At 31.6% G+C, this 23503-nt stretch carries 26 protein-coding genes and 1 riboswitch; of the genes, 15 read left to right on the forward strand and 11 right to left on the reverse strand.

Going from position 1 to position 23503, the window contains the following annotated elements; all coding sequences use genetic code 11:
• The first annotated feature begins 435 nt into the window (after positions 1-435).
• The 3 genes from AB671_RS02940 to AB671_RS02950 all read left to right on the forward strand — a co-directional run bounded on the left by AB671_RS02940 (position 436) and on the right by AB671_RS02950 (position 2678).
• On the forward strand, positions 436-1095 hold the full coding sequence (locus AB671_RS02940; protein WP_066681465.1) for an ATP-binding cassette domain-containing protein: 660 nt from the start codon (positions 436-438) through the stop codon (positions 1093-1095).
• Between the two features lie 33 nt (positions 1096-1128).
• Positions 1129-1926 (forward strand): hypothetical protein, encoded by a 798-nt coding sequence (locus tag AB671_RS02945; RefSeq protein WP_066681463.1) that lies wholly within the window; start codon positions 1129-1131, stop codon positions 1924-1926.
• 78 nt (positions 1927-2004) lie between these two features.
• A riboswitch (cobalamin riboswitch) is annotated at positions 2005-2183 on the forward strand.
• Between the two features lie 111 nt (positions 2184-2294).
• The gene (locus AB671_RS02950; RefSeq protein ID WP_066681461.1) at positions 2295-2678 is read left to right on the forward strand and encodes an acyl-CoA thioesterase; all 384 of its coding nucleotides are present in this window, start codon (positions 2295-2297) and stop codon (positions 2676-2678) included.
• Positions 2679-2817: 139 nt separating this feature from the next.
• On the opposite strand, the gene AB671_RS02955 is transcribed toward AB671_RS02950, so the two are convergent.
• Together AB671_RS02955 and AB671_RS02960 are read right to left on the reverse strand one after the other, a co-directional pair.
• Positions 2818-3408, reverse strand: coding sequence for an HD domain-containing protein (locus AB671_RS02955; protein ID WP_066681459.1), 591 nt, complete (start codon positions 3406-3408; stop codon positions 2818-2820).
• Positions 3386-4081: an XAC2610-related protein gene (locus AB671_RS02960; protein ID WP_066681457.1), complete on the reverse strand. Its 696-nt coding sequence runs from the start codon at positions 4079-4081 to the stop codon at positions 3386-3388. Before AB671_RS02960 ends, AB671_RS02955 begins: the two co-directional genes overlap by 23 nt.
• A gap of 302 nt (positions 4082-4383) precedes the next feature.
• Between AB671_RS02960 and AB671_RS02965 the strand changes: the two genes are divergently transcribed.
• From AB671_RS02965 to AB671_RS03015, 11 genes are all read left to right on the forward strand, one after another.
• Complete coding sequence (locus AB671_RS02965; protein ID WP_066681456.1) at positions 4384-4713, forward strand: PadR family transcriptional regulator; 330 nt, start codon at positions 4384-4386, stop codon at positions 4711-4713.
• An 11-nt stretch (positions 4714-4724) separates the two neighbouring features.
• Positions 4725-6452, forward strand: a complete 1728-nt coding sequence (locus tag AB671_RS02970) for a PspC domain-containing protein (RefSeq protein ID WP_066681454.1) — start codon at positions 4725-4727, stop codon at positions 6450-6452.
• A gap of 313 nt (positions 6453-6765) precedes the next feature.
• Entirely contained in the window at positions 6766-7356 is a 591-nt protein-coding gene (locus tag AB671_RS02975) for a 1-acyl-sn-glycerol-3-phosphate acyltransferase (protein ID WP_066681453.1), read from the forward strand.
• Positions 7357-7510: 154 nt separating this feature from the next.
• Positions 7511-7945, forward strand: a complete 435-nt coding sequence (locus tag AB671_RS02980) for a PaaI family thioesterase (RefSeq protein ID WP_066681452.1) — start codon at positions 7511-7513, stop codon at positions 7943-7945.
• A 117-nt stretch (positions 7946-8062) separates the two neighbouring features.
• Positions 8063-8521: a protease complex subunit PrcB family protein gene (locus tag AB671_RS02985; RefSeq protein WP_066681451.1), complete on the forward strand. Its 459-nt coding sequence runs from the start codon at positions 8063-8065 to the stop codon at positions 8519-8521.
• Positions 8522-8584: 63 nt separating this feature from the next.
• The gene (locus AB671_RS02990) at positions 8585-9049 is read left to right on the forward strand and encodes a protease complex subunit PrcB family protein (RefSeq protein ID WP_066681450.1); all 465 of its coding nucleotides are present in this window, start codon (positions 8585-8587) and stop codon (positions 9047-9049) included.
• A 51-nt stretch (positions 9050-9100) separates the two neighbouring features.
• Entirely contained in the window at positions 9101-10132 is a 1032-nt protein-coding gene (locus AB671_RS02995) for a hypothetical protein (protein ID WP_066681445.1), read from the forward strand.
• 120 nt (positions 10133-10252) lie between these two features.
• Positions 10253-11290, forward strand: coding sequence for a hypothetical protein (locus tag AB671_RS03000; RefSeq protein WP_066681443.1), 1038 nt, complete (start codon positions 10253-10255; stop codon positions 11288-11290).
• Positions 11291-11292: 2 nt separating this feature from the next.
• Positions 11293-12396: an RNA polymerase sigma factor gene (locus tag AB671_RS03005; protein WP_066681441.1), complete on the forward strand. Its 1104-nt coding sequence runs from the start codon at positions 11293-11295 to the stop codon at positions 12394-12396.
• A gap of 13 nt (positions 12397-12409) precedes the next feature.
• The gene (locus AB671_RS03010; protein ID WP_066681439.1) at positions 12410-13294 is read left to right on the forward strand and encodes a hypothetical protein; all 885 of its coding nucleotides are present in this window, start codon (positions 12410-12412) and stop codon (positions 13292-13294) included.
• Between the two features lie 24 nt (positions 13295-13318).
• On the forward strand, positions 13319-14299 hold the full coding sequence (locus AB671_RS03015; protein WP_066681437.1) for a chorismate-binding protein: 981 nt from the start codon (positions 13319-13321) through the stop codon (positions 14297-14299).
• Positions 14300-14370: 71 nt separating this feature from the next.
• Here the strand turns inward: AB671_RS03015 and AB671_RS03020 are convergent, their stop codons facing one another.
• The 9 genes from AB671_RS03020 to AB671_RS03060 all read right to left on the reverse strand — a co-directional run bounded on the left by AB671_RS03020 (position 14371) and on the right by AB671_RS03060 (position 22700).
• Positions 14371-14565, reverse strand: a complete 195-nt coding sequence (locus AB671_RS03020; RefSeq protein ID WP_066681436.1) for a hypothetical protein — start codon at positions 14563-14565, stop codon at positions 14371-14373.
• Positions 14566-14568: 3 nt separating this feature from the next.
• On the reverse strand, positions 14569-15171 hold the full coding sequence (locus AB671_RS03025; RefSeq protein ID WP_066681434.1) for a MarC family protein: 603 nt from the start codon (positions 15169-15171) through the stop codon (positions 14569-14571).
• 43 nt (positions 15172-15214) lie between these two features.
• Positions 15215-16948: a BatD family protein gene (locus AB671_RS03030; RefSeq protein ID WP_066681432.1), complete on the reverse strand. Its 1734-nt coding sequence runs from the start codon at positions 16946-16948 to the stop codon at positions 15215-15217.
• Positions 16948-17682: a tetratricopeptide repeat protein gene (locus AB671_RS03035; protein ID WP_066681430.1), complete on the reverse strand. Its 735-nt coding sequence runs from the start codon at positions 17680-17682 to the stop codon at positions 16948-16950. The genes AB671_RS03030 and AB671_RS03035 overlap by 1 nt, the downstream gene beginning before the upstream one ends.
• Before the next feature lie 89 nt (positions 17683-17771).
• Positions 17772-18779, reverse strand: a complete 1008-nt coding sequence (locus tag AB671_RS03040) for a vWA domain-containing protein (protein WP_066681428.1) — start codon at positions 18777-18779, stop codon at positions 17772-17774.
• On the reverse strand, positions 18779-19771 hold the full coding sequence (locus tag AB671_RS03045) for a VWA domain-containing protein (protein ID WP_066681426.1): 993 nt from the start codon (positions 19769-19771) through the stop codon (positions 18779-18781). The genes AB671_RS03040 and AB671_RS03045 overlap by 1 nt, the downstream gene beginning before the upstream one ends.
• Positions 19764-20660, reverse strand: coding sequence for a BatD family protein (locus tag AB671_RS03050; RefSeq protein WP_410492646.1), 897 nt, complete (start codon positions 20658-20660; stop codon positions 19764-19766). The genes AB671_RS03045 and AB671_RS03050 overlap by 8 nt, the downstream gene beginning before the upstream one ends.
• An 80-nt stretch (positions 20661-20740) precedes the next feature.
• A complete protein-coding gene (locus tag AB671_RS03055) occupies positions 20741-21604 on the reverse strand; it encodes a DUF58 domain-containing protein (RefSeq protein WP_066681423.1) in 864 nt (287 codons plus the stop codon).
• Between the two features lie 91 nt (positions 21605-21695).
• Positions 21696-22700: an AAA family ATPase gene (locus AB671_RS03060; protein ID WP_066681422.1), complete on the reverse strand. Its 1005-nt coding sequence runs from the start codon at positions 22698-22700 to the stop codon at positions 21696-21698.
• 252 nt (positions 22701-22952) lie between these two features.
• Between AB671_RS03060 and AB671_RS03065 the strand changes: the two genes are divergently transcribed.
• The gene (locus tag AB671_RS03065; RefSeq protein WP_066681421.1) at positions 22953-23426 is read left to right on the forward strand and encodes a DinB family protein; all 474 of its coding nucleotides are present in this window, start codon (positions 22953-22955) and stop codon (positions 23424-23426) included.
• Positions 23427-23503 lie beyond the last annotated feature (77 nt).

The following is a 23503-nucleotide window of genomic DNA, read 5'->3' on the forward strand; positions in this document are numbered from 1 at the left end:
TTGTTTTGCAACTCTAAAATGACAATTTTTAGCCAGTTTTTAGCCCATACTCTTTTTTATTATTCATTTTTTAAACAGGCTCTTAGTTTTTTTTAAATATTTTTAAAAATAACAAAATATTCTTCAATAAGTGATTAAAACTTTATTCTTATTTTTGAACATGCTTGTCAATCTTAAAATATTGTGGATCTTTTACAGGAAACTTCTTATTCCGGGAGTTATATTTTCGTTGTTGATCTCTATTCCTGCAGGAATAGATTTTAAAAATTTTAGTTTTGGTTTTTTATTTATTTTCCCGTTGATGCATTATTTTATCTATGAATTAAGATTGAAAAACGAATATCTCTTTTATGCCAATTTTGGATTCTCAAGAATATCACTTTGGAGTTTAACTGTTAGTTTTAGTATTATCTTACGACTTATTTCTGCTATTCTATGAGCAAGCTTCATATCGACAGTATTACAAAATATTTTGGTAAAAAAGATATTTTGAAAGACATTTACTTAAGCTGCGAAACCGGTACTATTTCGGGGCTTTTAGGAAGAAATGGTTGTGGAAAATCAACTTTATTTCAAATTATTTTTGGAACGGTAAAAGGTGAAACAAGCTATATAAAGCTTAACAATACAATTTTAAAAACTCAATCTGACCGAAAAAACAAAATTGCTTATTTACCTCAATATTCATTTTTACCGAGAAATATAAAGATCAAAAATCTTATTAAGTTGTTTTGTGATAAAGAAAATAGTTCAAAAATTTCTCGATCTGAATTCATTCAACCATTTTTAAATGAGACTCCGAATACACTTTCAGGAGGAGAACTTAGAATTGTAGAAGTTTTGCTGATTATTTATTCTAAAGCAGAATTTATTTTGCTGGATGAGCCTTTTCACAGTCTTTCACCAAAAGTAGTAGCAGAAATAAAAATAATTATTAAGCAACAAACTCATAAAGGTTTTATTATTTCAGATCATCAATATCATGATGTTTTGGATATTTCAGATGATATTTTTCTTCTTTCTGATACTTATTTAAAGCCGATCAAAGATTTAACAGAATTGAAAAGGTTTAATTATCTTCCAAAAAATATTTAATTTATATCTTTGAGCCATAAATATTCATTTACAATGACTTTCATCTACAAAGCAATCTATTTATCGATATTCAGTATTTTTTCTTGTACTTTGATTAACGCCCAAGATAAAGTTCCTTTTGGTGTTGTAAAAGCCGAAGAAGGCTATGCAATGGTGCGTGTACACAAAGAAGATTACCGCAAGATCGTTGATAAAATCAGAATGAAAAAAGGAGATGTTTTTGTGTATGTGAAACCCGCTCCCGGAGAAACCGAATGGATCTGGATAAAATATCCTGAAAAAGAAGAACTTCCAAAACCATTTGTGAGATACGACAGTCTTAATAAAGAAGGTATGGTCAACAAAGGCCGTATTGCATTTATAGATCAGCTTCCAAAATTTACTCCGGTCTTATCTAAAAATGGAAGATCGATTACTTTTACCGACAATAACAATCAGAAAATACCAACCGCTCAAAGAACAAAAGTGGTAATCGATATTTATCCTTCAAGCGCAAAATTTAAAAAGCAGGAAAAAGATGCAGAAGGAAATATCGTTAAAATAGACAAACAAAAAACCTGGGGACTTGGAAAAGAACTTCCTGAAGATTTAAAGGAAATAAAATCAGTTAGAGTACAACAACCGGGAAGAGGTTCTGTTTTCGTAAGAGAAGCGATTAAAAACATGTTTGATCCTACTATGGATTTCGATAATATGGGCGTAACTTCAATCGATGATGATCATATTTTTCTTTATATGATTAATGGTTCGGGTGAACACAGATACACTACTTTCTGGACAATTAAGGAAGGAAGAGCAATCAGCCAGATCATTTATAGCAACCCAGAATAATTCTTTACCATATATTCTTTTATTATTCTTATTTTTGCACCCGGAAAGTCTTTAGCTTTTGGCACATTGCTTCATGCTAATACTTTTCAGGAAACTGGTTCTGTTTAACCGCAGATTAAAAGGGAATCGTGTGAAAATCACGGACTGTCGCGCAACTGTAAGTAACCGAAGTCTTTATAAAAAACCACTGTGCAAAAGCATGGGAAGGTATAAAGATGTTACAAGTCAGGAGACCTGCCTATTTCTTTAGACAAAAACTTTCGCGATTTGAAGTTGATTGATCTTATAGTCTTTTGGGAATTTCATGTTCCTGAATAATTCTGTTGGTTCCAATATCATTTCATTTTCGCTTTAATTAATAATGAAATATGACTACAGAAGAAAGAATTCAATCATCGGAAACCAGAATTTTCAAAGCCGTTTTCCCAAATACCACAAATCATTACGACACCCTTTTTGGAGGAACTGCCATGCAATTGATGGATGAAGTTGCCTTTATTACCGCAACAAGATTTGCAAGAAAACGTGTGGTAACCGTAAGCAGCGACAAGATTGATTTTAAAAAACCAATTCCTGCAGGAACAATTGTTGAACTTATCGGAAAAGTTTCCTACGTTGGAAAAACGAGTATGAAAGTGAGTGTCGAAATCTATACCGAGCAAATGTATTCTTACGAAAGGGAAAAAGCGATTGTAGGAGATTTTACTTTTGTGGCAATCGATGAATTTAAGAAACCAATTCAAATACTATAGATAGAAAAATTTCGGCAACTGACAGTTACCGAAATTCATTTCTTTTACCTAAGTTTTCGGCAAATAAAGCCTGCCGAAAACTTTTTTATTTATCTTCTAAATCTTCCTAAATATGTAAAATTTACGGAAGTATGAAAAACTATCTTAAGACTTTTTCGTTATCTAAATTTAAGTTTAATAAAGTCTGAAAAGCCTCTCCCATTTCATCAGAAGCTCTGCTGATTGCATTTTCAAGCATATTTCTTATTTGAAGTTCTGTTACTTTTGCTTCAGTCCAGCTTTTTCCGGAGGTGTAAGAATTAAGAATAAAAGGCATAATTCTGTCGATGGCACATGCAAAAATAGCATCTGGAGTTTTTTCTTCTTCAAATTCAAGCCAAAGATTGAAAAATTCTGAACGGATTGGTTCATCTAAAATTCCGAAAATATTTTGAGCAGATTGCTTTTCTCTTTCAAATTTTCCGACCATTGCGGCTTCATCAAAAAGAAAAGTATCACCCGCTTCAATCTCAACCAGATCATGAATAGAAAGCATTCTGATTACTCTCAATAAATCAATATCGGCTCTGTTTTTGGCATACGGAAAAAGAATTTGAGCCAGAATAATGATTTGCCAAGAATGTTCCGCTGTATTTTCTCTTCTGGAATCATCTGCATTATAATTTCTTCTCTGTACATTTTTCAGAGCATCTACTGCGATGATAAAATCAATTTCTTTCTGTATTTTCATTATTTTCTTCTTTAAAATATACCTCTCTAGGGTAAATGGTGGTTTTTGCAAACCATTTATAATCTATAAATTCTCTTTTTATGGTGGTTACTTTTTTAAGATCACTGGTATCTTCTTCAAATTCTAAGACCTTCAAAAGTCCTCTTTCGGGAACGAAAAGATATTCTGATGTAAGATTCCAGCAACAGCCATTTTTTAAATAAGCAATAATCTGCTTACGATCAGAATCTACTGTAAACATTCCGGAGTTTGAACGAACCAAACTGGTAAGCTCATCATTTAATTCCAATTGTTGCGTAGACGGATTATTTAAATAAACCTCAAAAAAAGGACTTCCCTGATTATTATTTCCGTTTCTAATGGCAACATCTTCAGCTCCGTCAAAATTAAAATCATCAAAAACAACCGATTTTTTTAATGAATCTAAAGCCGGCTTTCGATTTTCATTTAAATCTAAATAAAAATTACCTGAAGATAAGGTCTGGTGTTTCTTCATTGAACTTTTATCATAAAGATCAATGATCGTTTTCCCACTACACTGATTCTCAGTACAATTTTCGGCAGTAACAATAACATTAAATTTTTCTGAAACATTTGGTAACTCAAAAAATTTTTGTGCACTGCAAAGTCCACCTAAAAGAACTGATGTCATTAGAAATCTAGAGTAATTCATGGCTGGTTAGTTTTAAGATCAAAATTTCAGAATGAAAATCTGGAAAACTTGATAACAAATATAAAAATTTAAGATCAAAACTGGGCTTATTTATCATAATTAATAATTGGTCGGATTTTTAAAACAAATTTATACAACTGATTTTCAACATCTTAAATGTTATTTAAAAATAATTTCACTACTTTGCATTGCATATTACCATTTTAATTACATATCTTTGTAATGTAAAATAAGAATAGGTTCAACTAGCTAGGAACCGAAATCTGAAAATTTATATAACTAATTAACAAAACCTATTAAAGATGAATACCGAAAATACCAAAGCGCAAATGCGAAAAGGGATTCTGGAATTCTGTATTTTAAGCCTTATCAATAACCGCGAAATGTATGTTTCTGATTTGATAGATGAGCTGAAAAAAGGAAAACTGGATGTCGTGGAAGGAACCCTCTACCCTCTTTTAACCCGATTGAAAAATGGAGAATTTCTTTCCTACAGATGGGAAGAATCTACAGGAGGACCTCCCAGAAAATATTACCAAATTACAGAAAAAGGCAAAACGTTTTTATCTGAACTTCAAATCACCTGGAAAGAATTAACAGATTCTGTAAACCAAATCACTCAAAAACTTTAAAAACAAAAGCTATGAACAAGACACTCTCAATAGGACTCGCAGGTTTTTCTTTTACCATAGAAGAACACGCATACATAAAGCTTAGCGATTATCTGAATGCTCTTAGAAGCTCTTTGGATATTTCTGAAGCTGATGAGGTAATTCACGATATAGAAATCAGAATGGTTGAAATCTTCAGAGATTCTTTAGGAAAACGCGAAGTAATCAACGATGGTGATGTAGAAAGAGTAATTGCACAGATCGGTACTCCTGAAAAAATAGAAGAACAAGAAGAAGCTTATTATTCTGAAAAAAATACAAAATCGAATAAGAACAATTCTACAGGAACAAACTACACAGACAAAAGACAATTGTTCCGTGATCCTGAGAAACAAAAAATCGCAGGGGTTTGCGCAGGTTTAGCAGCATATTCCGGAATGGAGATTTCTTGGATGAGATTAATCTGGGTGGGTGCATTTTTATTTTTATGGGTTGCACCGGGATCATCTTTCCTTGTAATCATTCTATATTTTATTCTTTGGGCAGTTTTACCAAAAGCAGAATCTGCTTCTGATTTTCTTAAAATGAAGGGGAAGCCTTTAAATTTTGATAATCTAAAAGAAGAATCAAGCAAAATTGTACAGTTTGCCAACGAAACAAGTACAAGAGCCGGTGAAATTTTCATCGAAAACAAACCTTACATCAATAACGCTGGAAACGGAGTTTGGAATGTTTTAAAATATGTAATCGGATCATTCTTCGCTTTAATGGCGGTAGGAAGTATTATAGGAGTATTTGTGGTATTCGGACTTTTTGGAATTGATTCAAATTTTCCGGGAGCTAATGAAATGAAATTCTATTTCGATGACGATGGATTGTATAGTGTTTTAGCAGCAATTATCATTGTTGGGTCTTTAATTCCGGCTATTTTGTTCAGTCTGTTGAGTATTAAAATCTTCTCACCAAAAACTAAATTGAGAAATATCGGTTGGGTTTTAGGAGCTTTGTTTATCTCTTTAATGGGTTTAGGCGCTTACTTTGGAGTAAGTATGGCAAAAAGAGATATGTTGTTTAAAGGTCATAAAGAAGATGTGGAAGAAGTTGCCATCAATACAACTTCAGACACCATCTATGTTGATATGAAAAACGTAACGATTCCTCAGAATTTTACAGCATACGACGACGATCTTTATTCTGATAAAAACTCTGTATTTGAAAAAGACTGGGTTCATGTAGATGTTACAAGAAAAGCAGATATCAAGACCCCTTATTTAATTATAAAGAAAGAAGCAAAAGGCTATAATTTCCCTTTAAATGTAAGTGTTCCTGTAGAAATTGTTAATAATAAAGTAATTCTTCCGAACTACATAAAATATCCTTACAATCACCGTTTCAGAGATTACAGTATCGATTACGAGTTGGTAATTCCTCAAAATACTATTGTAATTCCTGTGAAAAAAGATCAGATCAATTTTGATGGTGACACCGATGGAAACGGAATCAACGATAATGAAGAATCTGATGATCACGAAAATGGAAACATCAGCATTGAAAAAAACAAAATTTCAATCAATGGTTCTACCATAGAATACAATTCGGATGATAAAGACAGTGTAATTATCAACGGAGTAAAAGTTGCGGAAAGAGATGCTAAGAAGAAAATTGATTCTATCAAAAATATCATCAAGCTGAAAGAAAATGAGATCAAAAACATCGAGATTAAAGACGGTGACAGTAAAATCTCTATAAAAACCAAATAATTCAAACCTCAGAGAGTGCGGAAGGTGTGAATGAAAGACAACCGTTTGAAATTCACACTCTTCTTCTCCTGTAATTTTGAAAATAAGTTAAAAAAAACTATTCTATTTCGTAAAAAAGTTTTATATTCGTATATCCAAATTCTATAATAAAAACAAACACAAAAAAGCAAAACCATGGTACAAGTAGTTTTAGAAATTGCAGTAAAAATTGCAGATTTAATCAGCAGTTTATTTTAAGAGAGACAATATTTCAATATATTTGTAAAGTATAACCAAAGTTTGGTTATACTTTTTTGTTTTAAATATAAAATTCATGAAAAAACTAATAGGCAGTCTGTTACTGAAAATTTTGGGTTGGAAAGTTGTTCTCCAGGGCGATGTCAACAATCTCGACCGTTGTATTCTGGTTGTAGCTCCGCATACCCATAATATGGAATATATTTTAGGAAACTTAGCCTATTGGAAATTAGGAAAAAAACTAAAGATCATCATCAAAGACTCACACACTAAAGCTTGGTATGGCTCAATTGTAAGAGGTTTAGGAGGAATAGGCATCGACAGAAGTCAGAAAAATGATCTTATTAATTTTGTTGCTAATGAGTTTAAAAAAGATGATTTCAGCTTAGTGATTACTCCGGAAGGGACAAGAAGCTGGGTTCCGAAATGGAGAAAAGGTTTTTACCATATGGCTTTAGCAGCAAAAGTGCCTATTGTTTTGGCAGCCGGAGATTTTAAAAGAAATACCGTTTACTTAGGATACCAAATTCCTTATGAAAGATTAAAAACAGCAAGTTTTGCTGAAGTCATGGAGGAAATTCAAAATTATTATATTAAAAATGATATCGGTCCAAAAATTCCAGCCAACTGGAATCCCAATATTATGGGAAATGAATCGGAAAGTTAGGAATTAGGAATTAGGAATTAGGAATTAGGAATTAGGAATTAGGAATTAGGAATTAGGAATTAGGAGCAAAATTACTTTTTACTTTTTACTTTTTACTTTTTACTTTTTACTTTAAAAAATTAATCATTATCAATTACTTATTACCCATAAAAATATGTACACTAAAGATAAAACGAAAGAAGAGATATTAGAATTCATCAACAACTGGGGTGAAGAAACTTTTGCGAAAACGATTGGTATTCATTTTATCGATATTGATATTGAAAACGAAACGCTGACTGCAACAATGCCTGTTACACCAAACATCCATCAACCTTTTGGAATTATGCATGGTGGAGCAAGCTGTGTTTTAGCAGAGACAATGGGCTCTAGTCTTTCTAATATTTTTATTGACGGAAGCAAATATTTTGGCGTAGGAACCAACATTAATTCCAACCATCTAAGAAGCAAAAAAGACGGAATGGTAACTGCAGTAGCAAGATTCATCAGAAAAGGAAAAACAATGCATGTTTCTGAGATCGAGATTCGTGACGAAAAAGGTCAGCTCATCAATCATACAACGATGACGAACAATATTATCAACCGATAAGAAATTTATTTTAAATAAAATTTAGAGGCTCAAATTTTTGAGTCTTTTTTATTATGTTACAACAAAATTTTTAGATTTTCATTTATTATGTAATTGAAAAACATAAATTTACACATCATGAAAAAACATTTAATTATTCTATTATATTCCGTATTATTCATTGTAACTTCATGTCGTAATGATGATGAAAACATTGAGAATAAAAATCAAATTAACTTTCAATTGATTGGAAAAGGAAATTTGATAGGAAATTACGTTAATCCTCAAAACACCATTATTACAAACTCTATACAATGGAATAATTTTCTTAATCAAATAGACAGCACAACTTATCAAACTTCTGCTAGTTTTATAACAACTTATATTGATTTTAACGAATTTATAGTTATCGTTGTAGTAGATGAAACTTATCCAAGCGGTGGACACTCAATCGAGATTACGAAAATGGAAGAATACCCTAAGTATATTACTATCAATGTAGAAAAATCGTTAAAGGGAAACGTCACATCTTTTATCACTCAGCCTTATCATATTGTGAAAATTCCTAAAACCGCTAAATCTTTAATATTTAATTAAAGCATCCTGCAACCTTTTTATTTTTTTTCATCTTATATAAAGAAACCCTTAAATTTATATATCATGAAAAAACATTTACTCCTTTTACTCTGTTCCATATTTTTTATGACAATTTCTTGTCGTGATAATCATGATGATGAACAATTGGAGAATAAAAACCAAATTAATTTTCAGTTGATTGGAAAAGGAAATTTGATGGGAAATTACGCTGCCCAACAAAATACAGTGATTACAAACACAACACAATGGAATAACTTTCTAAGTCAAATAGACAGTCAGAATAATCATCCTTCTGCTAGTTTTACAGAAACCAATATCGACTTTAATCAATTTATGGTAATTGTTGTTATTGATGCAGTTTATCCAAACGGTGGACATTCTGTTGATATTATAACCGTTGATGAGAACACTCAGAATATTGAAGTGGATGTAGAAAAATTACTTCAGGGAAATGTTACAACAGTTATTACTCAGCCTTATCACATCGTAAAAATACCTAAAATTCTAAAACCTGTGATATTTAATTAAAATCTGCTGCAACCTTTTTACATTTCCACATCTTTAAAGAAAATAATAACCATGAGAAACTTAATTTTACCTTTTATTTTATTGTTAACCTTTGTATTTTCTTGCACATCAAATGATATTGATGAGGGACTTGGACAAAAAACCACATCATATGATGTATATGTCGCGGGGTCGGAAAATAATAAAGCTTCATTTTGGAAAAACAATGTTTTAAACAATTTAGCAGGAGGCGATAATTTAAATGCTGAAAAAATAATTGTAGAGAACAACAACACTTATATTTTAGGAAATAGCAATGGGGTTAACCCAAACTACTATTTTTGGAAAAATAATACCAAAGAAGACTTACGTGTATATTTAGGAATTCCTACACTTTCACCCTATCAAATTTTAGATATGGCAATCGATAATGGAGATAATTATTTTATCGGATATTATGATACTTTTTCACCCACCCCTCTTAGATATGAGTTTTGTATTTGGAAAAATGGTGTAAAAACAGTACTTAATACATCAAATGATATCATTTATAGAACATCAAAAATTAATATTTTCAATCATCAAACATATGTTTCTGCAATCACTAATAGTATATCAAGTGGCTTTCAATCGGGATATTACGTTGGGACAACTTTTCATTCTATTCCTGGTATCAGTTGGGTTTGTAATTTTAGCCAAAACTCAACGGGCATCAACTTTCTTTATGTAAAAAATGGTTTCTTTCATTATAGAAATTTAACTACAAATATTGAAACACTTGTAAGTAATAATAATAACTTCCCGAACCTAAATGAAGGGAAGATATTTAGTGAAACAAACTCTTCAGATTTGTATGTTTTAGGTATTGGATATATACAAAACACTTATTTCAAAAATAATATTCAAACAGTGTTTCCTGTTGACCCTACCTATTTCCTTATTAGAGACATGTTTGTGCTAGATAATAATTTGTATACAATCAAGCACCAAATAACGCCTAGCTCAAGTAAAGTCTACATTAATAATGTTGAAACGCAAAATATTACTAATACATCAACGCTAACCAATAATACGTTCAATTCAATTTATGTAGTAGAAAATTAAAATGCAAAAAAATCTCAATTAGCAAAAAATCTACCTCGACCATTCCAAAAAAAAATTGAATTTTTTATACACTTGCTGCAACCTTTCTATATTTCTACATCTTTAAAGAAAACAATAACCATGAGAAACTTAATTTTACCTTTTATTTTATTGTTAACCTTTGTATTTTCTTGCAGGGAGAATGATATTGATGATGGGCTTGAGAAGAAAACTGCATCATATGATGTTTATGTAGGAGGAACAGAAAATTTGCAAGTAAGCTATTGGAAAAATAATCAGAAAACCATTTTACAAGGAGGTAATAATTTAAATGGAATACAGATAGATGTAGATAATAATGATATTTATGTTTTAGCTGTAAATATTGATTTTATAAGTAATATTCCAGCTTGGTATTTTTGGAAAAATGGAAATAAATATGAGGTAGCTCAATATCTCAATGTATTACCAAATACAACTTTGCAAATGGATAATTTACGTTTAATACCGAAAATGATTATTAATAGCGGAGATATTTACTTTGCTGGAACTGTAAAAGTAATTAATCCTACATCTGGTCTGAGCACTTATCAACTATGTTATTGGAAGAATGGAGTAAAAACTATTATTTCAACTCAAAATGAAGAAATGATAGGTGGTTTTGAAATTTATAATAATGACATTTACATAACTACACGTAAAAATTATGATCCTACCACTTTTTCATGGGATTTAGTTCATTATAAAAATGGTGTACAGTTAACCTCAACAAATACTTCCCATCAAATACCTAAAGGTTATTATAAAACATCTTCCGGCATATTTTTATTAGAAAAAAATATCCAAAACAATATACAGTCATACAAAAATGTACATACTAATACTGTTACAAACTTACCAACGAACATCACTCAAGGACCAATTAATTCGATTTATTGGAACGAAAACGAACACTTTTACATAGGCTACGACTTTTATTATAAAAATAACACTTTAGTTCAGATAAATGATCCAAACGGTTTTAATAGGATAGGTCATTTACTAACTAAAGATCAAAATATTTATATGACTAGAATTAAAGATTCTGCAGTAAAATTCTATATAAACGATGTAGAAACTATAATGATTACCGATATTTCAAAGGGCTGTTTTAATTCAATTTGTGTAGTACAGAACTAAAAATGTCAAAAACAAATCTCAACTGGCAAAAGATCTATCTCGACCATTCCCCAAAACTTTTGGGGATTTGTCGTAGATATATACCAGACCTTCAAAATGCAGAAGATATTGTGCAAGACAGTTTCATCACTGCTATTCAGAAAAATCATCAATTGAAAGATGAAAAAGCAATTTTCGGATGGCTAAAAAAAATTGTAGTCAATAATGCCCTGCAATTTATCCGAAAGGCCAGTAAAGACGCCTTTATTGCCACCGAAAACTCAGAAATCCCAGATAACACGTTGACCGAAATCACAACATCTGCAATGGACGAAAAAAAACACATTTTAACATATGATTTCACGAGAGAAGAGCTGTTGAGATCTATCGACAGCTTACCTTCTCACCACAAATCGGTTTTCAATTTATATTATATCGAAAACTATTCTCACGCAGAGATCTCAGGCTTGCTGGAAATTCCGGTCAATACTTCAAAGTCGCATTTGATGCGGGCTAAAAAATCGGTGCAAAATTATTTAATGACTCATTTCGTTAACAGTGAAACACAAAAAAATAAAACAGCACAGCTTTTAGTTTTTCTTGGATTTGGTGGCTTATTGTGGGCTCAGAATTTTCAAAGTAAGTTTTCAAATTTTACCATTTCACCATCGCAAAATTTCGAAATTCCATCTGATATAAGCTCAAGTACGCTCTCGTTTTCTTCAACTCATAATTTCTGGAAACAGAAAGCAATTATCGGAACTACTTTCTTCATTATTATTGTAGGATCTGTTTTACTTTTCACTCCTAAAAATTCTTTAATACAAACATTTAGTTCCAATATTTTAAATTCTAAATCAGAAGAAAATAAGAATTCGAATGATCAAAAAAAATTGAATAATAATGAAGAACCACTTTTAAGTGAAAATTTAGAAAATCTAAGAATAAGCCAGAAATCAGTTTCAGAAAACGATCAAGATTTAAAATCAGAAAACCATTTCATTAAAACAAAAAATACTGTATCTTCAAAAATTATTACTCATAAAGATTCTTCAGAAACCGTTTCTCACAAAGTGATTGTAGTAAAAAAGATCATTCAGCGAGACACTGTTTTTATAGAAAGATAAAACGAAACCAACCATGTTTTTAAGAAAAATAATCTTACTTTTTTCTGTTATTTTCATTACTTGCGCTTTCGCTCAACGCAAAAAAACAGACACCATTTATGTGTATGAAAAAGTGATTGTGTACGATACTATTTACCTTGAAAAAGCAATAAAATTAAAACCTGCAAATTTAAAGTTTTCTTCTTTGGAAATCGAAGAAGAAGAGATTAAAGAAATCAATCTAAACATTGATAAAGAAGAACTTGAAGAACAAATAAAAAAGCTAAGAACAAAAAGATTTCAATACGGAATTCAGGCAGGAATTGGTTTTAAAAAAGCTAGTTGGGCTGAAATGCTGTCAGGAAAAAATCAACATTTCGGGCAAAATCTTGGAATATGGATTTCTAAAAGCATTATCGATCCGAATTTTTCATTAATGCTTTCTGCAAATATCTATTCTTGGAATTCTACATTTGATTTGGATGCCAATAAAGAAGAAACTTACCTCGACGGTTTTTACTTTTCTAAAGACGACCAACCTCTACTCTTTCAAAGATTTAACAATAAACACTTAGAATATGTTTTGCAGTTAAAAGCAATCTATGAATGGAAAAACCTGCGACCTTTTGCTGGATTTTTGGCCAATAAAAACAGTTATAAAATGAAGTTTTTAGTTCCTGAAAATAATGTTCTCAATAAACTGGATGATTTTAAAAGCAATCAAATCAACTTCGGATTTTCTTTAGGCTTGCAATATCGAATATTCAGCCGATTTTTGATTGATGTAGAATATCAACATTTTAAAATTAAAAATCTTTCTTTAAAAAACTCTTCATTTGATTTTGACATTTTTAAGACTAATAATACCTTTGCTGAAAGAAAAATCAGCTTAGGAATATCTTATTTTATTTCTAAATAATGGTTTTCTGAAAGATTCAAAATTATGATCTATTTCAAATTTCCTTTTGACGAGAAACTTTATTCTACGGATGAAAATTCTAACACTAATTCAATCAATTTTCACTCTTTTAATAATGCTGAAAAAATTGATATTGCCGGAAAAATCATTGAAAAAAACCTTACGGAATTTGAAAATTTAAAAATCACTTCTGAAATTTTACCAAAAGATGAATCTCAGTTTATTGCAGAAACTCAAGAAGAATATTTGCAAAAACTGGAAGAAGTCATTCAAATAATCAAAGAAAATGATCTTCCGAAACTTGTTCTTTCAAGAAGAAAAATTCTAAAAGACTTTAATAAAATTGATTTAAAAAATAGTTTTAATAATCTTTGTAAAAACTATTCAAATGCATTCAAATATTTATTTTTTGACGGTGAAACTTCATGGATGGGTGCTTTTTCTGAAGTTTTAGGAAAATACAATAAATCGACTCACGAGTTTGAAACAATGAGCATTGCAGGAACAATTCCTGTGTCTGAAGAATGGACTGAAAAAGAGATTGAAGAGCAGAAACCTGTTTCATCTTACATCAGGAATATTTTAGAGAAATATCGTGATTCACATTCTATTCAGGAGTCTGAAACTTATGACCATATTTCTGGAAACATTAAACATTTAAAAACAGATTTTAAAATAAAAATCAATCCTGAAAACTTAGATTCTATTATTCAGGAACTTCATCCTACTCCTGCAGTTTGTGGTATTCCTAAGGATTTTTGCAGAGAAATTATTGAAAAAGTTGAAAAATTTCCTCGAGAATTGTACGCTGGTTACATCAAAATTGAAACAGAAGATTACATTCAATATTTCGTTAATCTGCGTTGCGCAAGATTATATAAAAATTCAGTTCATCTCTTTGTTGGAGGCGGAATTACCGCTCAAAGTAATTCTGAAAAAGAATGGAATGAAACTGAGCTTAAGTCTGAAGCCGTCTTGAAAAATCTGGTTATAATACATTCATAAAAATAAAATATTTAAACCAACAAAAAACCTCTTTCAAAATGAAAGAGGTTTTATATTTTATGTACAAAGAATTACTTCTTTGCGCCTATTTTACTCCAAGTATTCAGGATGAAAAGTAAACCAACACCCAACAATCCGCAAGCGATAGAAATTAAAAATTTAACATTATCTTCAGATGTGATATCTGAATTCCAGTCGATTGCATACGTATTGATAGCGATGATTACGACAAATACGATTAAAAATACTTTATAAAACTTCTGCATGATCTAAAAATTTATATAATTCTGCACCAGCTGCGCAAAATTTGCGGTAAATAATTTAATTGAAATTGCCAGTAGAATAATACCGAAAACTTTCTGAAGAATTGCCAAAGACGCCTCTCCCATTTTCTTCTCAATCCACTTCGCAGATTTCAGCACCAAATATACGAAAATTGTATTGAGAATGATGCCACAAATAATGTTAATATCATGAAACTCTGCTCTTAAAGATAAAGTAGTTGTTAAAGTTCCTGCTCCTGCAACCAAAGGAAATGCAATAGGAACAATTGAGGCCGATTTTGCTTCGGTTGTTTTGTTGATTTCAATTCCTAAAATCATTTCAAGCGCAATGATAAAAATAACGAAAGCTCCTGCAATGGCAAATGAATTGACATCTACTCCAATAAATTTTAAGATTTTATTTCCTACAAAAAGAAAAACAATCATAATTACTCCGGCAGTAATTGAAGCTCTTCCTGCTTCTATTTGTCCGAACTTCTGTTGCAAACTCACCACAATAGGTACCGAACCGATGATGTCGATAACGGCGAAAAGTACCATAAAGCTGGTAATAACTTCTTTAAAAGAGAAACTGTTGAAAACCTCCATTTCTTACGATTATTAATTTCGCAAAAATATAAATAAAAAATGATTATTTACTAATAAGAGAATATAATTTAACAATATCGGTTAATAAGTCATTTAATGAGTCTTCTGTTGTAAGCGGAGAATATTTCTCAATCTGAATCTTTTGCAATAATTCCTGATATTTTTCAGCAACAGATTTGCCGTTTTGTCTTTCAAGAAATATTTTAAAATCCTCCTTAGAGCTTTGGAAATACTGACTTCTTACTTCTGCATCCATTTCTTCAAAGGTTTCAAAAAATTTAGGATAGTCCCCAGAAATTTTCAGATTTTCAAGATAAGCAAAATAATCGCTGATATCGGTTTTTAAACTTTCTCTGATTTCTTTTTCAGTTTCAGCAACAGAACCTAAAGGTTTTGGGGTTGGCTTTTCTTTAATTATTTTTTGTTTTTTTTGCCAATATTTAAACAACATATAGGCGATAAATAACCCAATTAATATCGCAATATTTACAAAAAGTACATTCCAGTTGAATTTATTTTTTTCTTTAACTTTGAAAGAGGTAGTTTTTAAAACCGGGCTATCAACTGTTTCAAGCAAAGTATTGGTATAATCATTTACTTTTTCTACTGTAGATCTTGCTTCTAAAACCTGATCATGCGAAAAAGCAGTTAAGCCTAATTTTTCCTGTCCCAGATTCACATATTCTTTTTCTGCAGGATTAAAGAAAGCAAAAGCTTCTGTTTTCACAATCAATTCGCCCGCTTTTTTAGGAATTAAAATATATTTAGCAAAAACTTCACCTTTCATTCCTGTAAGGCCAGCATGTATATGCGAGGTAATTTTTGGTGCAAAAACTTCGTAATCAGGAGACTCTTCAATTTTTGGAAGGCTCATATCGGCAAGATTACCTTCGCCAGAAACTTTTACGGTTACATTTACAGGTTTTTTGGCTTCAATTTTTTCTTTTGACGGGCAATAAATATCTACTTTAAAATTACCCACCGCATTCTTAAAAGATTCGGGTGAACCTTCAGGAAGTTTTTTTACATTAAGTTTTACTTTATTCGATGTGATACTGCTTTTCTTAGAGTAAGTATTTACAGAAGCCGAAACCGAAGGCACTTCTACATAGCCAGACTCATTAGGAAACACCATAAAAACAGCCAAAACCTGCGATGCCATATTGGCATATCCGGAAGGATCTATCTCTGATCTGTTTAGATTGACTGCATGTACATTGATATTATCTTGCTGAGGAAGTTTTATATTTTTTACTTTTCGAAGATTATCTATATTTTTAGAATAAACACGTAAGACAGCAACTGTAGCCTGATCCTGATAAACTTCACGGTCTTCAATTTCCATATTAAGATAAACGTCATTAGCAATATTTGCTATTGGCTTTTTCTCAATATCTCTTATGAAAATATCAAAAGGTTCGGTTTTATAAATTTTGTTGTTGACGTTTACTAAGACTGAACCAATTCTAATTTTTCCTTTCTGTTTAGGTTCAAGAGCTACACGCGTAATATATTTGTCGATTGCGGTATTGGTGTCGGCATCATTTACAATTTGATTGAATGATCCACTACCAATCATATTAAACTTTGACAAATCGGGAAGCATGATTTTACTTTTTTGTTCCAGATTATTGCCGTTTAATTCTAAAATAATGGTAAGATTTACAATTTCTTTACCGTTGTAGTCTGTTTTATCAGGTTTCATCGACAGCTCTACTTGTCCGTAAGAAATTACAGATATGAGGGTAAATATTGTGTAAATAATTTTTTGTTTCATCACCAATCTTTCTCGTTGCTTTGTGGCTTTGAATAAGATTTTTTATCTAAAATTCTTTTGGCAGTTTTTCTTTCTCTACCATTAATGCTATCCAGGATGGCTTTTTCTAATTCTTTGGGAAGCTTACCTTCACCACCTTTTCCTTTGGGTTTATTATCCTCACCTTTATTTTGTTGAGGACCGTTGCCCTGCTCCTGTTTTTGATTTTTAGAATCTCCTTTTTCTCCTTTGTTTTTATTTTCTCCACCTCCGTTTTTACCGGGGTTGTTGTCTTTCTTGCTGTTGTTCCTTTCTATTTCCTTCTGCTTCAGCTTAGCAATCTCGTAGTTTTTTCTTGTCGCCTCATTATAAGGATCCTGTTTCAGAGATTGTTTATAGTAATCAGCGGCTTTATCCGGCTGATTCATCTGCATCATTGTATTTCCCAAATTGTGAAGCGTTGCCGCTTTATCTGGTAAAGTCTGAGAAAGTTTTTCAGCTTTTGCATATTCCTCTTTCGCATCCTGATACAATTTTCTTTTATACAAAGCATTTCCTAAATTGTAATGTGCTGTAAAATCACCAGAATTTGATTTTATGGCTTCCATATACTTTGAAGAAGCGCCATCATAATCATTAGCATTAAATTTTTGATTGCCTTCAAAGACTAAAGTCTTATAACTTTCCTGCCCAAATACTGCACCTGAGAACGAAAAAGCAAAAAGTAACGCTAAAAATACAATTTTAGTATTCATCTCTTGCAAAATTATCCCTTTATATGTTAAGAAACAGCGTCTTATTTGTTAAAATTGGGTTAAAGTATTTAATTAAAAACAGATTTCCTTTAAATATTAAAATCTCTTTTAGGATTAAATAAGAAAATCATTAAAAAGAAAAATATCGAAATGCCTAAAAAGTACTGATAATAATGATTCGCATTTTGAGAATTGACTGTGGTAACAGTATCCGAAACCTTTCTGTTGATTTCGTCAGCAATTCTTTTAGGAGCATCATTCATGTTGTTTCCGTCGATGTAAGTTCCGCCTGTAGATTCTGCCATTTTTTTTAGAGCTCCGGTTTGTCTTTTAGAAATAACAGTTTCCCCATTTTGATCAAATTTATACCCGATAAGCTGACCATTGCTATAAACAGGAACAGGTGCACCTTCATCAGTTCCCACCCCTACAGAAGTAATAGCTATACCTTCTTTGTTTGCCAATCTTATTGCGGCATTATCGTTCCCTTCATTATCTTCGCCATCGCTTATCAAAACTACTTTTCTTGAACCTTTGTTTATATTTTTAAATTTAGTTGCTGTAGTTTCCATTGCTAAAAGAAAATCTGTCCCTTGAATGGTGATATTATCTGTACTCAAATCTGTAATATAATTTTCTACTGAGCTGTAATCTGTAGTTAATGGCATGATAGAAACTGCTTCACCTGCAAAAATTACGATACCTATCTTATCATTTTTCAATTCATGCATTGTATTGATGATCAAATTCTTAGCCTGGGTAAGTCGATCAGGGTTAATATCTTCTGCATTCATAGAATTAGAGACATCCAATACAAACATTACGTTATTCATCTTTTGCTTGGTCTCTATTTTTTCGGCTCCACTTAAAAGATCAATAATTGAAAATATCAAGAAAAGTGTTGCCAAAAAGTAAAATACAGGGAATATTTTTATAAATCCTGAATTTTTTTCAAACAAACTTTCATGAAATTTTGACTCTGCAAATAATTCTCTTTTTCTTTTTTTCCAACGCAGATAACTCATCAGAAAAAATGATAAAAGCGGCAGAAGCAGCAATAACAACAGATACCAATTATTTCCTAAATACCAATCCATCAGCTTAAAAATTTATAAAGTACCCAACGTAAAAAAGCATCAAAAACCAACATTCCTAAAGCAATCCAAAGAAAAAGTTTAAAATGCTCATCATAATTATAAAGCTTAGAAATATTGATATCGGTTTTTTCAAGTTTATTGATCTCCGCATAAATTTCCTGTAATCTGCTTTCAGAATCTGCTCTGTAATATTTACCGTCTGTGGTTACAGCAATTTCTCTCAACATATTTTCATCAATAGAAACTTCTTGTTCATTGTAGAAATACCCAAACTCATCATAGTCATAAGGCGTTAAAGCATACCCATTAGTTCCTATCCCTATACAATATACTTTAATATGGTTATCTTTAGCAAGAAGAGCAGCAAATTCCGGTGGAAAAAGGTTTTTCACATTGCTATTTACTCCATCAGTCATCAAAATAATTATTTTGCTCTTTGCTTTGCTTTTTATCAAATGATTCACGGCAACCGCCAATCCGTCTCCTACGGAAGTACCATCTGCCATTTCCCGCTGGTTCATGTTTATTATTTCATCTTTTACAGCATCATGATCAAACGTTAAAGGTACTTTCAGAAAAGCTTCCATCTTATATTTTACCACACCAAATCGGTCGTTAGGTCGTTTATTGATAAAATCTACTGCAATTTTTTTCAATACTTCATAGCGATCCGGGTCAAAATCTTTCGACAACATACTTAGCGAAACGTCTACAGCCAGCATGATGTCGATTCCTTTTGTTTCGTCTCGATCTTGAGAAACCGAAAAAGTTCTAGGTCTTGCCATGGCAATAACCAAAGCTGAAAGGATGATATATTTTGAGATTTTCAATAAGAAAAGCACAGGCAAAATACCATTACTGCTGTTCATATTTTTGGTAGTGGGAATCTTAATTCCTTTTCTCTTTTTCTGACTTAAATCTCTAAATAAAAGCGGAATAAACAGCAAAAACAAAAGAAAAAACCACGGACTGTAAAATTCAAAATCAAACATCTTTTCTCAGGTTTTCAAATTCTAAATCCTTGGAAGAGCGCTGCACAAAGTCTCTTATTTCTGCAAAATCTTTCTCCATCACTTCTTTATCTGGGAATGTTTTGGCAAATTTCACCAAATCACCTCTTAAGAAAACATCTTCTACAATTTTTTCGTTCTCCTGCGAAATTGTATTATTTTCTTTCATTAAAACAATTAAATCATCCGTCAGCAAAATATCTGCAGGAATTCGGTATTGTTTCGTGATAAACTTTCTGGAAATATCGATCAGTTCCACATAAAATGAACGGTAATCTCCGTCTTCGATGTATTTTTTCTTCTTTAACGAATCTAATTCTTTTAAAGTCTGATTTGTCGCTACAACGGGAGAATCTTTTCTTCTTCTTCCATACTTTACAAACATTACAATCGCAAAAATCAAACAAATAAAAGCGATTGCCGCCAAAATATACCACTTATAGAGTTGCCAGTAATCGGTTGCTTCTAAATCGACTTCCTTATTGCTCATAATGTCATTGATCTGATCTTCTTTCAAAGCAGTATTAATAACTTCAATTTCGTAAGGAATGGTTTTTAAAAGCTTATCACCCACTTTAAATTCAAGTTCTGGAATTTTAAAAACTCCTACTTCATAAACAGCAAATTCTATTTTTCTTTCATACGTATTGGCGTTGATGCTGATGCTGTCTGAAATTTCTTCAAAATGAAAAGGCAGCAACTCATCTTTTGGTGCAGTAATAACTGCACGGCTTTTAAGATTATCTATTTTTATAACCAAATGATTAACTTCTCCCAAAGCAAGCGTCGTTTTCTCCAGTTTAGAAGAAAGCAGCTGTGCAAAAGAATTTACACAGATAAAAAATGAGAGTAATAAGAATATTTTTTTCAATTTAAATACTAAATTTTGGCTAAAGCCCATTTTCTATTTTATCATGTAAAGCAGACTAAAGTCCGCTCCTATTGAATATTTTATTTTTTCTGAAAATAATTATATAACATTTTTGAGTAATCTTCTCCGGTATTGATGTTCAGAAACTGGGCTGAAGAATTGGCAAAATCTTCTTCCAGATTTCTCTGTTTCTGTTTTTGTGCTTCAGCAAATGTATATCGCCATCTTGCACTCGAAGTATTTGCCCAAATCTGATTTCCTGTTTCGGCATCATATAATAAAGTATAACCTACATCGGGAATTTCGTTATCTTTTTCGTCATAAATTCTCATTCCCAAAAGCTGATGTTTTTTAGAAGCCACTCTCAAAATTTTAGAATCGTAATCATCCTCAAAATCTGAAAGCAAAAACACAAGAGATTTTCTTTTAAAAATCCCCATCATATATTCTAAAGCTTTATCCATTTTTGATACTGCAGGAACATATTCAGCGGTCAAAATATGACTGATCATTGATAAAACATGCTTTCGCCCTTTCTGTGGCGGAATCACTTTATATACTTTGTCTGCAAATAAAATCAATCCTACTTTATCATTATTTCCCGCTGCAGAAAATCCTAAACTTGCTGCAATTTCTGCAACATATTCTCTTTTCAGTTGAATTTTTGTACCATAATCCATCGATGCGGAAATATCAACCAGAATCATCATGGTCAGTTCCCTTTCCTCTTCCATTACTTTCACAAAAGGTTCGCGGAAACGAGCCGTTTTATTCCAGTCAATCCTGCGGATTTCATCTCCGAACTGATAAGGACGAACTTCGGAAAAAGTCATTCCCTGTCCTTTAAAAGCACTGTGATATTGCCCCATCAAAGTAGCTTCCGTTTTCCTTCTGGTACGGATTTCTATTTGCTTGACTTTTTTTACAATATCTTTTATTTGCATAATCAATTTGAAAATGTGCTAATTTGAGAATTTGAAAGTGAGAAAGATGATAATTTTCAAATTTCTACATTTTTAAATTTTCAAATTGCGATTAGGGTGCTTGAATTTTAGCTAAAATTCTATTTACAATTTCTTCACAAGTAATTTCTTCGGCTTCAGCTTCAAAAGTAAGCCCGATTCTGTGTCTTAAAACATCCTGTGCTAAAGCTTTTACATCTTCAGGAATTACAAAAGCTCTCCCTTTCAAAAATGCATAAGCTCTCGAAGCAATGGCTAAGTTAATTGATGCTCTTGGTGACGCTCCGAAACTGATATAATTTTTCAGTTCAGAAAGTCCATATTTTTCAGGATAACGGGTTGCAAAAACCATATCCAAAATATATTTTTCAATCTTTTCATCCAGATAAATTTGATTGACAATTGCTTTTGCCTCAACAATATTCTGCAATGAAATCACCTGTTTAATTTCAGGTTGATGCGAAGTAGAAACCATTCTCATCACTTTTCTTTCATCCTCAAATTCAGGGTAATCGATTTTACATTTCAGCATAAAACGGTCGCTTTGCGCTTCAGGTAAAAGATAAGTACCTTCCTGATCGATTGGGTTTTGAGTGGCTAAAACCAGGAAAGGTTTCGGTAACGGCATTGTTTCATCACCAATAGTCACCTGCTTTTCCTGCATTACTTCCAAAAGAGCAGACTGTACTTTTGCTGGAGCTCGATTAATCTCATCTGCCAAAACAAAATTCGCAAAAACAGGACCTCTTTTTATAGAAAAATCATTTTCTTTGATATTATAGATCATGGTTCCCACCACATCTGCTGGAAGCAAATCTGGCGTAAACTGAATTCTTGAAAAATCGCCGTGAACCGCTTCTGCCAAAGTCTTTATCGCTAAAGTTTTTGCCAAACCGGGAACACCCTCCAGCAAAACGTGACCATTTCCTAAAAGCCCTATCAAAAGGCGATCAATCATGTAATGTTGACCAATAATCGCTTTATTGATTTCCTGCCTTAGAAGATTAAAAAAATAATTTTGTTCTTTAACCTTTTCGGTCAATTGACGGATGTCTTCTGCTTGATATGAATCTGACATTAGTTTGAATTAAAATAATGGGTAAATTTCTGATAAATACTTGCACTAATCAACACAATTAATGCCATATTTGAGTTAAAGTTTGTTAAATCTTCTTTCTTAAATATAAGGTTAATAATCGGTCTTTTAATAAATTTATCTCAACAAAATCATTAATTTCATAAAAATCTATAAATTTTCATTCATTGATTAAGTCAAGAATTGTCATTTTCAGTTTATTAAACTATTTTTGAAGATTAAAAATATTGCAAAATGAATTATCATTTTCAAGCTCACAGACAGGTTAGAAAAAATCTTTTAGATATTCTTCAGGACACTTCTCACGAAGAGCTGTTATTAATTCCGGATGGTTTTAATAATAATATCTATTGGAATATTGCTCACACCGTTGCTACACAGCAATTGCTGCATTATTACCTGAGTGGAAATCCTTTCAGAATTGATAAATACTGGATCGAAACGTACAAAAAAGGAACGTTACCCAATCTGAATGTTCAAAAATCTGAAGTCGAAGATTTAGAATTTCTACTGACCGAAACTTCAAAAACTTTGATGAAAGATTTCGACAGTGATTTCTTTTCAGATTACACACCTTACACCACAAGTTTCGGGATGGATTTGAAGAGTATTCAGGATGCTATTATTTTTAACAACATGCACGAAAGTCTGCACTACGGCTATGCAATGGCGCAGAAAAGAGCAATTTTAGGAGAAAAAGGAAGATAGTTGAAAGTGAATTTTGCTTCGCAAGTCAAAAGTCAATTGTGAATTTTATACATAGTTGAAAATTGATTTCGAAGAAA

Source organism: Chryseobacterium sp. BGARF1, assembly GCF_001677955.1.
In the GTDB taxonomy this organism is placed as follows: Bacteria; Bacteroidota; Bacteroidia; order Flavobacteriales; family Weeksellaceae; genus Chryseobacterium.

Coding starts and splice junctions, on each gene's coding strand:
- AB671_RS02940 (WP_066681465.1), top strand. CDS start 436: ATGAGCAAGCTTCATATCGACAGTATTACAAAATATTTTGGTAAAAAA.
- AB671_RS02945 (WP_066681463.1), top strand. CDS start 1,129: ATGACTTTCATCTACAAAGCAATCTATTTATCGATATTCAGTATTTTT.
- AB671_RS02950 (WP_066681461.1), top strand. CDS start 2,295: ATGACTACAGAAGAAAGAATTCAATCATCGGAAACCAGAATTTTCAAA.
- AB671_RS02955 (WP_066681459.1), bottom strand. CDS start 3,408: ATGAAAATACAGAAAGAAATTGATTTTATCATCGCAGTAGATGCTCTG.
- AB671_RS02960 (WP_066681457.1), bottom strand. CDS start 4,081: ATGAATTACTCTAGATTTCTAATGACATCAGTTCTTTTAGGTGGACTT.
- AB671_RS02965 (WP_066681456.1), top strand. CDS start 4,384: ATGAATACCGAAAATACCAAAGCGCAAATGCGAAAAGGGATTCTGGAA.
- AB671_RS02970 (WP_066681454.1), top strand. CDS start 4,725: ATGAACAAGACACTCTCAATAGGACTCGCAGGTTTTTCTTTTACCATA.
- AB671_RS02975 (WP_066681453.1), top strand. CDS start 6,766: ATGAAAAAACTAATAGGCAGTCTGTTACTGAAAATTTTGGGTTGGAAA.
- AB671_RS02980 (WP_066681452.1), top strand. CDS start 7,511: ATGTACACTAAAGATAAAACGAAAGAAGAGATATTAGAATTCATCAAC.
- AB671_RS02985 (WP_066681451.1), top strand. CDS start 8,063: ATGAAAAAACATTTAATTATTCTATTATATTCCGTATTATTCATTGTA.
- AB671_RS02990 (WP_066681450.1), top strand. CDS start 8,585: ATGAAAAAACATTTACTCCTTTTACTCTGTTCCATATTTTTTATGACA.
- AB671_RS02995 (WP_066681445.1), top strand. CDS start 9,101: ATGAGAAACTTAATTTTACCTTTTATTTTATTGTTAACCTTTGTATTT.
- AB671_RS03000 (WP_066681443.1), top strand. CDS start 10,253: ATGAGAAACTTAATTTTACCTTTTATTTTATTGTTAACCTTTGTATTT.
- AB671_RS03005 (WP_066681441.1), top strand. CDS start 11,293: ATGTCAAAAACAAATCTCAACTGGCAAAAGATCTATCTCGACCATTCC.
- AB671_RS03010 (WP_066681439.1), top strand. CDS start 12,410: ATGTTTTTAAGAAAAATAATCTTACTTTTTTCTGTTATTTTCATTACT.
- AB671_RS03015 (WP_066681437.1), top strand. CDS start 13,319: ATGATCTATTTCAAATTTCCTTTTGACGAGAAACTTTATTCTACGGAT.
- AB671_RS03020 (WP_066681436.1), bottom strand. CDS start 14,565: ATGCAGAAGTTTTATAAAGTATTTTTAATCGTATTTGTCGTAATCATC.
- AB671_RS03025 (WP_066681434.1), bottom strand. CDS start 15,171: ATGGAGGTTTTCAACAGTTTCTCTTTTAAAGAAGTTATTACCAGCTTT.
- AB671_RS03030 (WP_066681432.1), bottom strand. CDS start 16,948: ATGAAACAAAAAATTATTTACACAATATTTACCCTCATATCTGTAATT.
- AB671_RS03035 (WP_066681430.1), bottom strand. CDS start 17,682: ATGAATACTAAAATTGTATTTTTAGCGTTACTTTTTGCTTTTTCGTTC.
- AB671_RS03040 (WP_066681428.1), bottom strand. CDS start 18,779: ATGGATTGGTATTTAGGAAATAATTGGTATCTGTTGTTATTGCTGCTT.
- AB671_RS03045 (WP_066681426.1), bottom strand. CDS start 19,771: ATGTTTGATTTTGAATTTTACAGTCCGTGGTTTTTTCTTTTGTTTTTG.
- AB671_RS03055 (WP_066681423.1), bottom strand. CDS start 21,604: ATGCAAATAAAAGATATTGTAAAAAAAGTCAAGCAAATAGAAATCCGT.
- AB671_RS03060 (WP_066681422.1), bottom strand. CDS start 22,700: ATGTCAGATTCATATCAAGCAGAAGACATCCGTCAATTGACCGAAAAG.
- AB671_RS03065 (WP_066681421.1), top strand. CDS start 22,953: ATGAATTATCATTTTCAAGCTCACAGACAGGTTAGAAAAAATCTTTTA.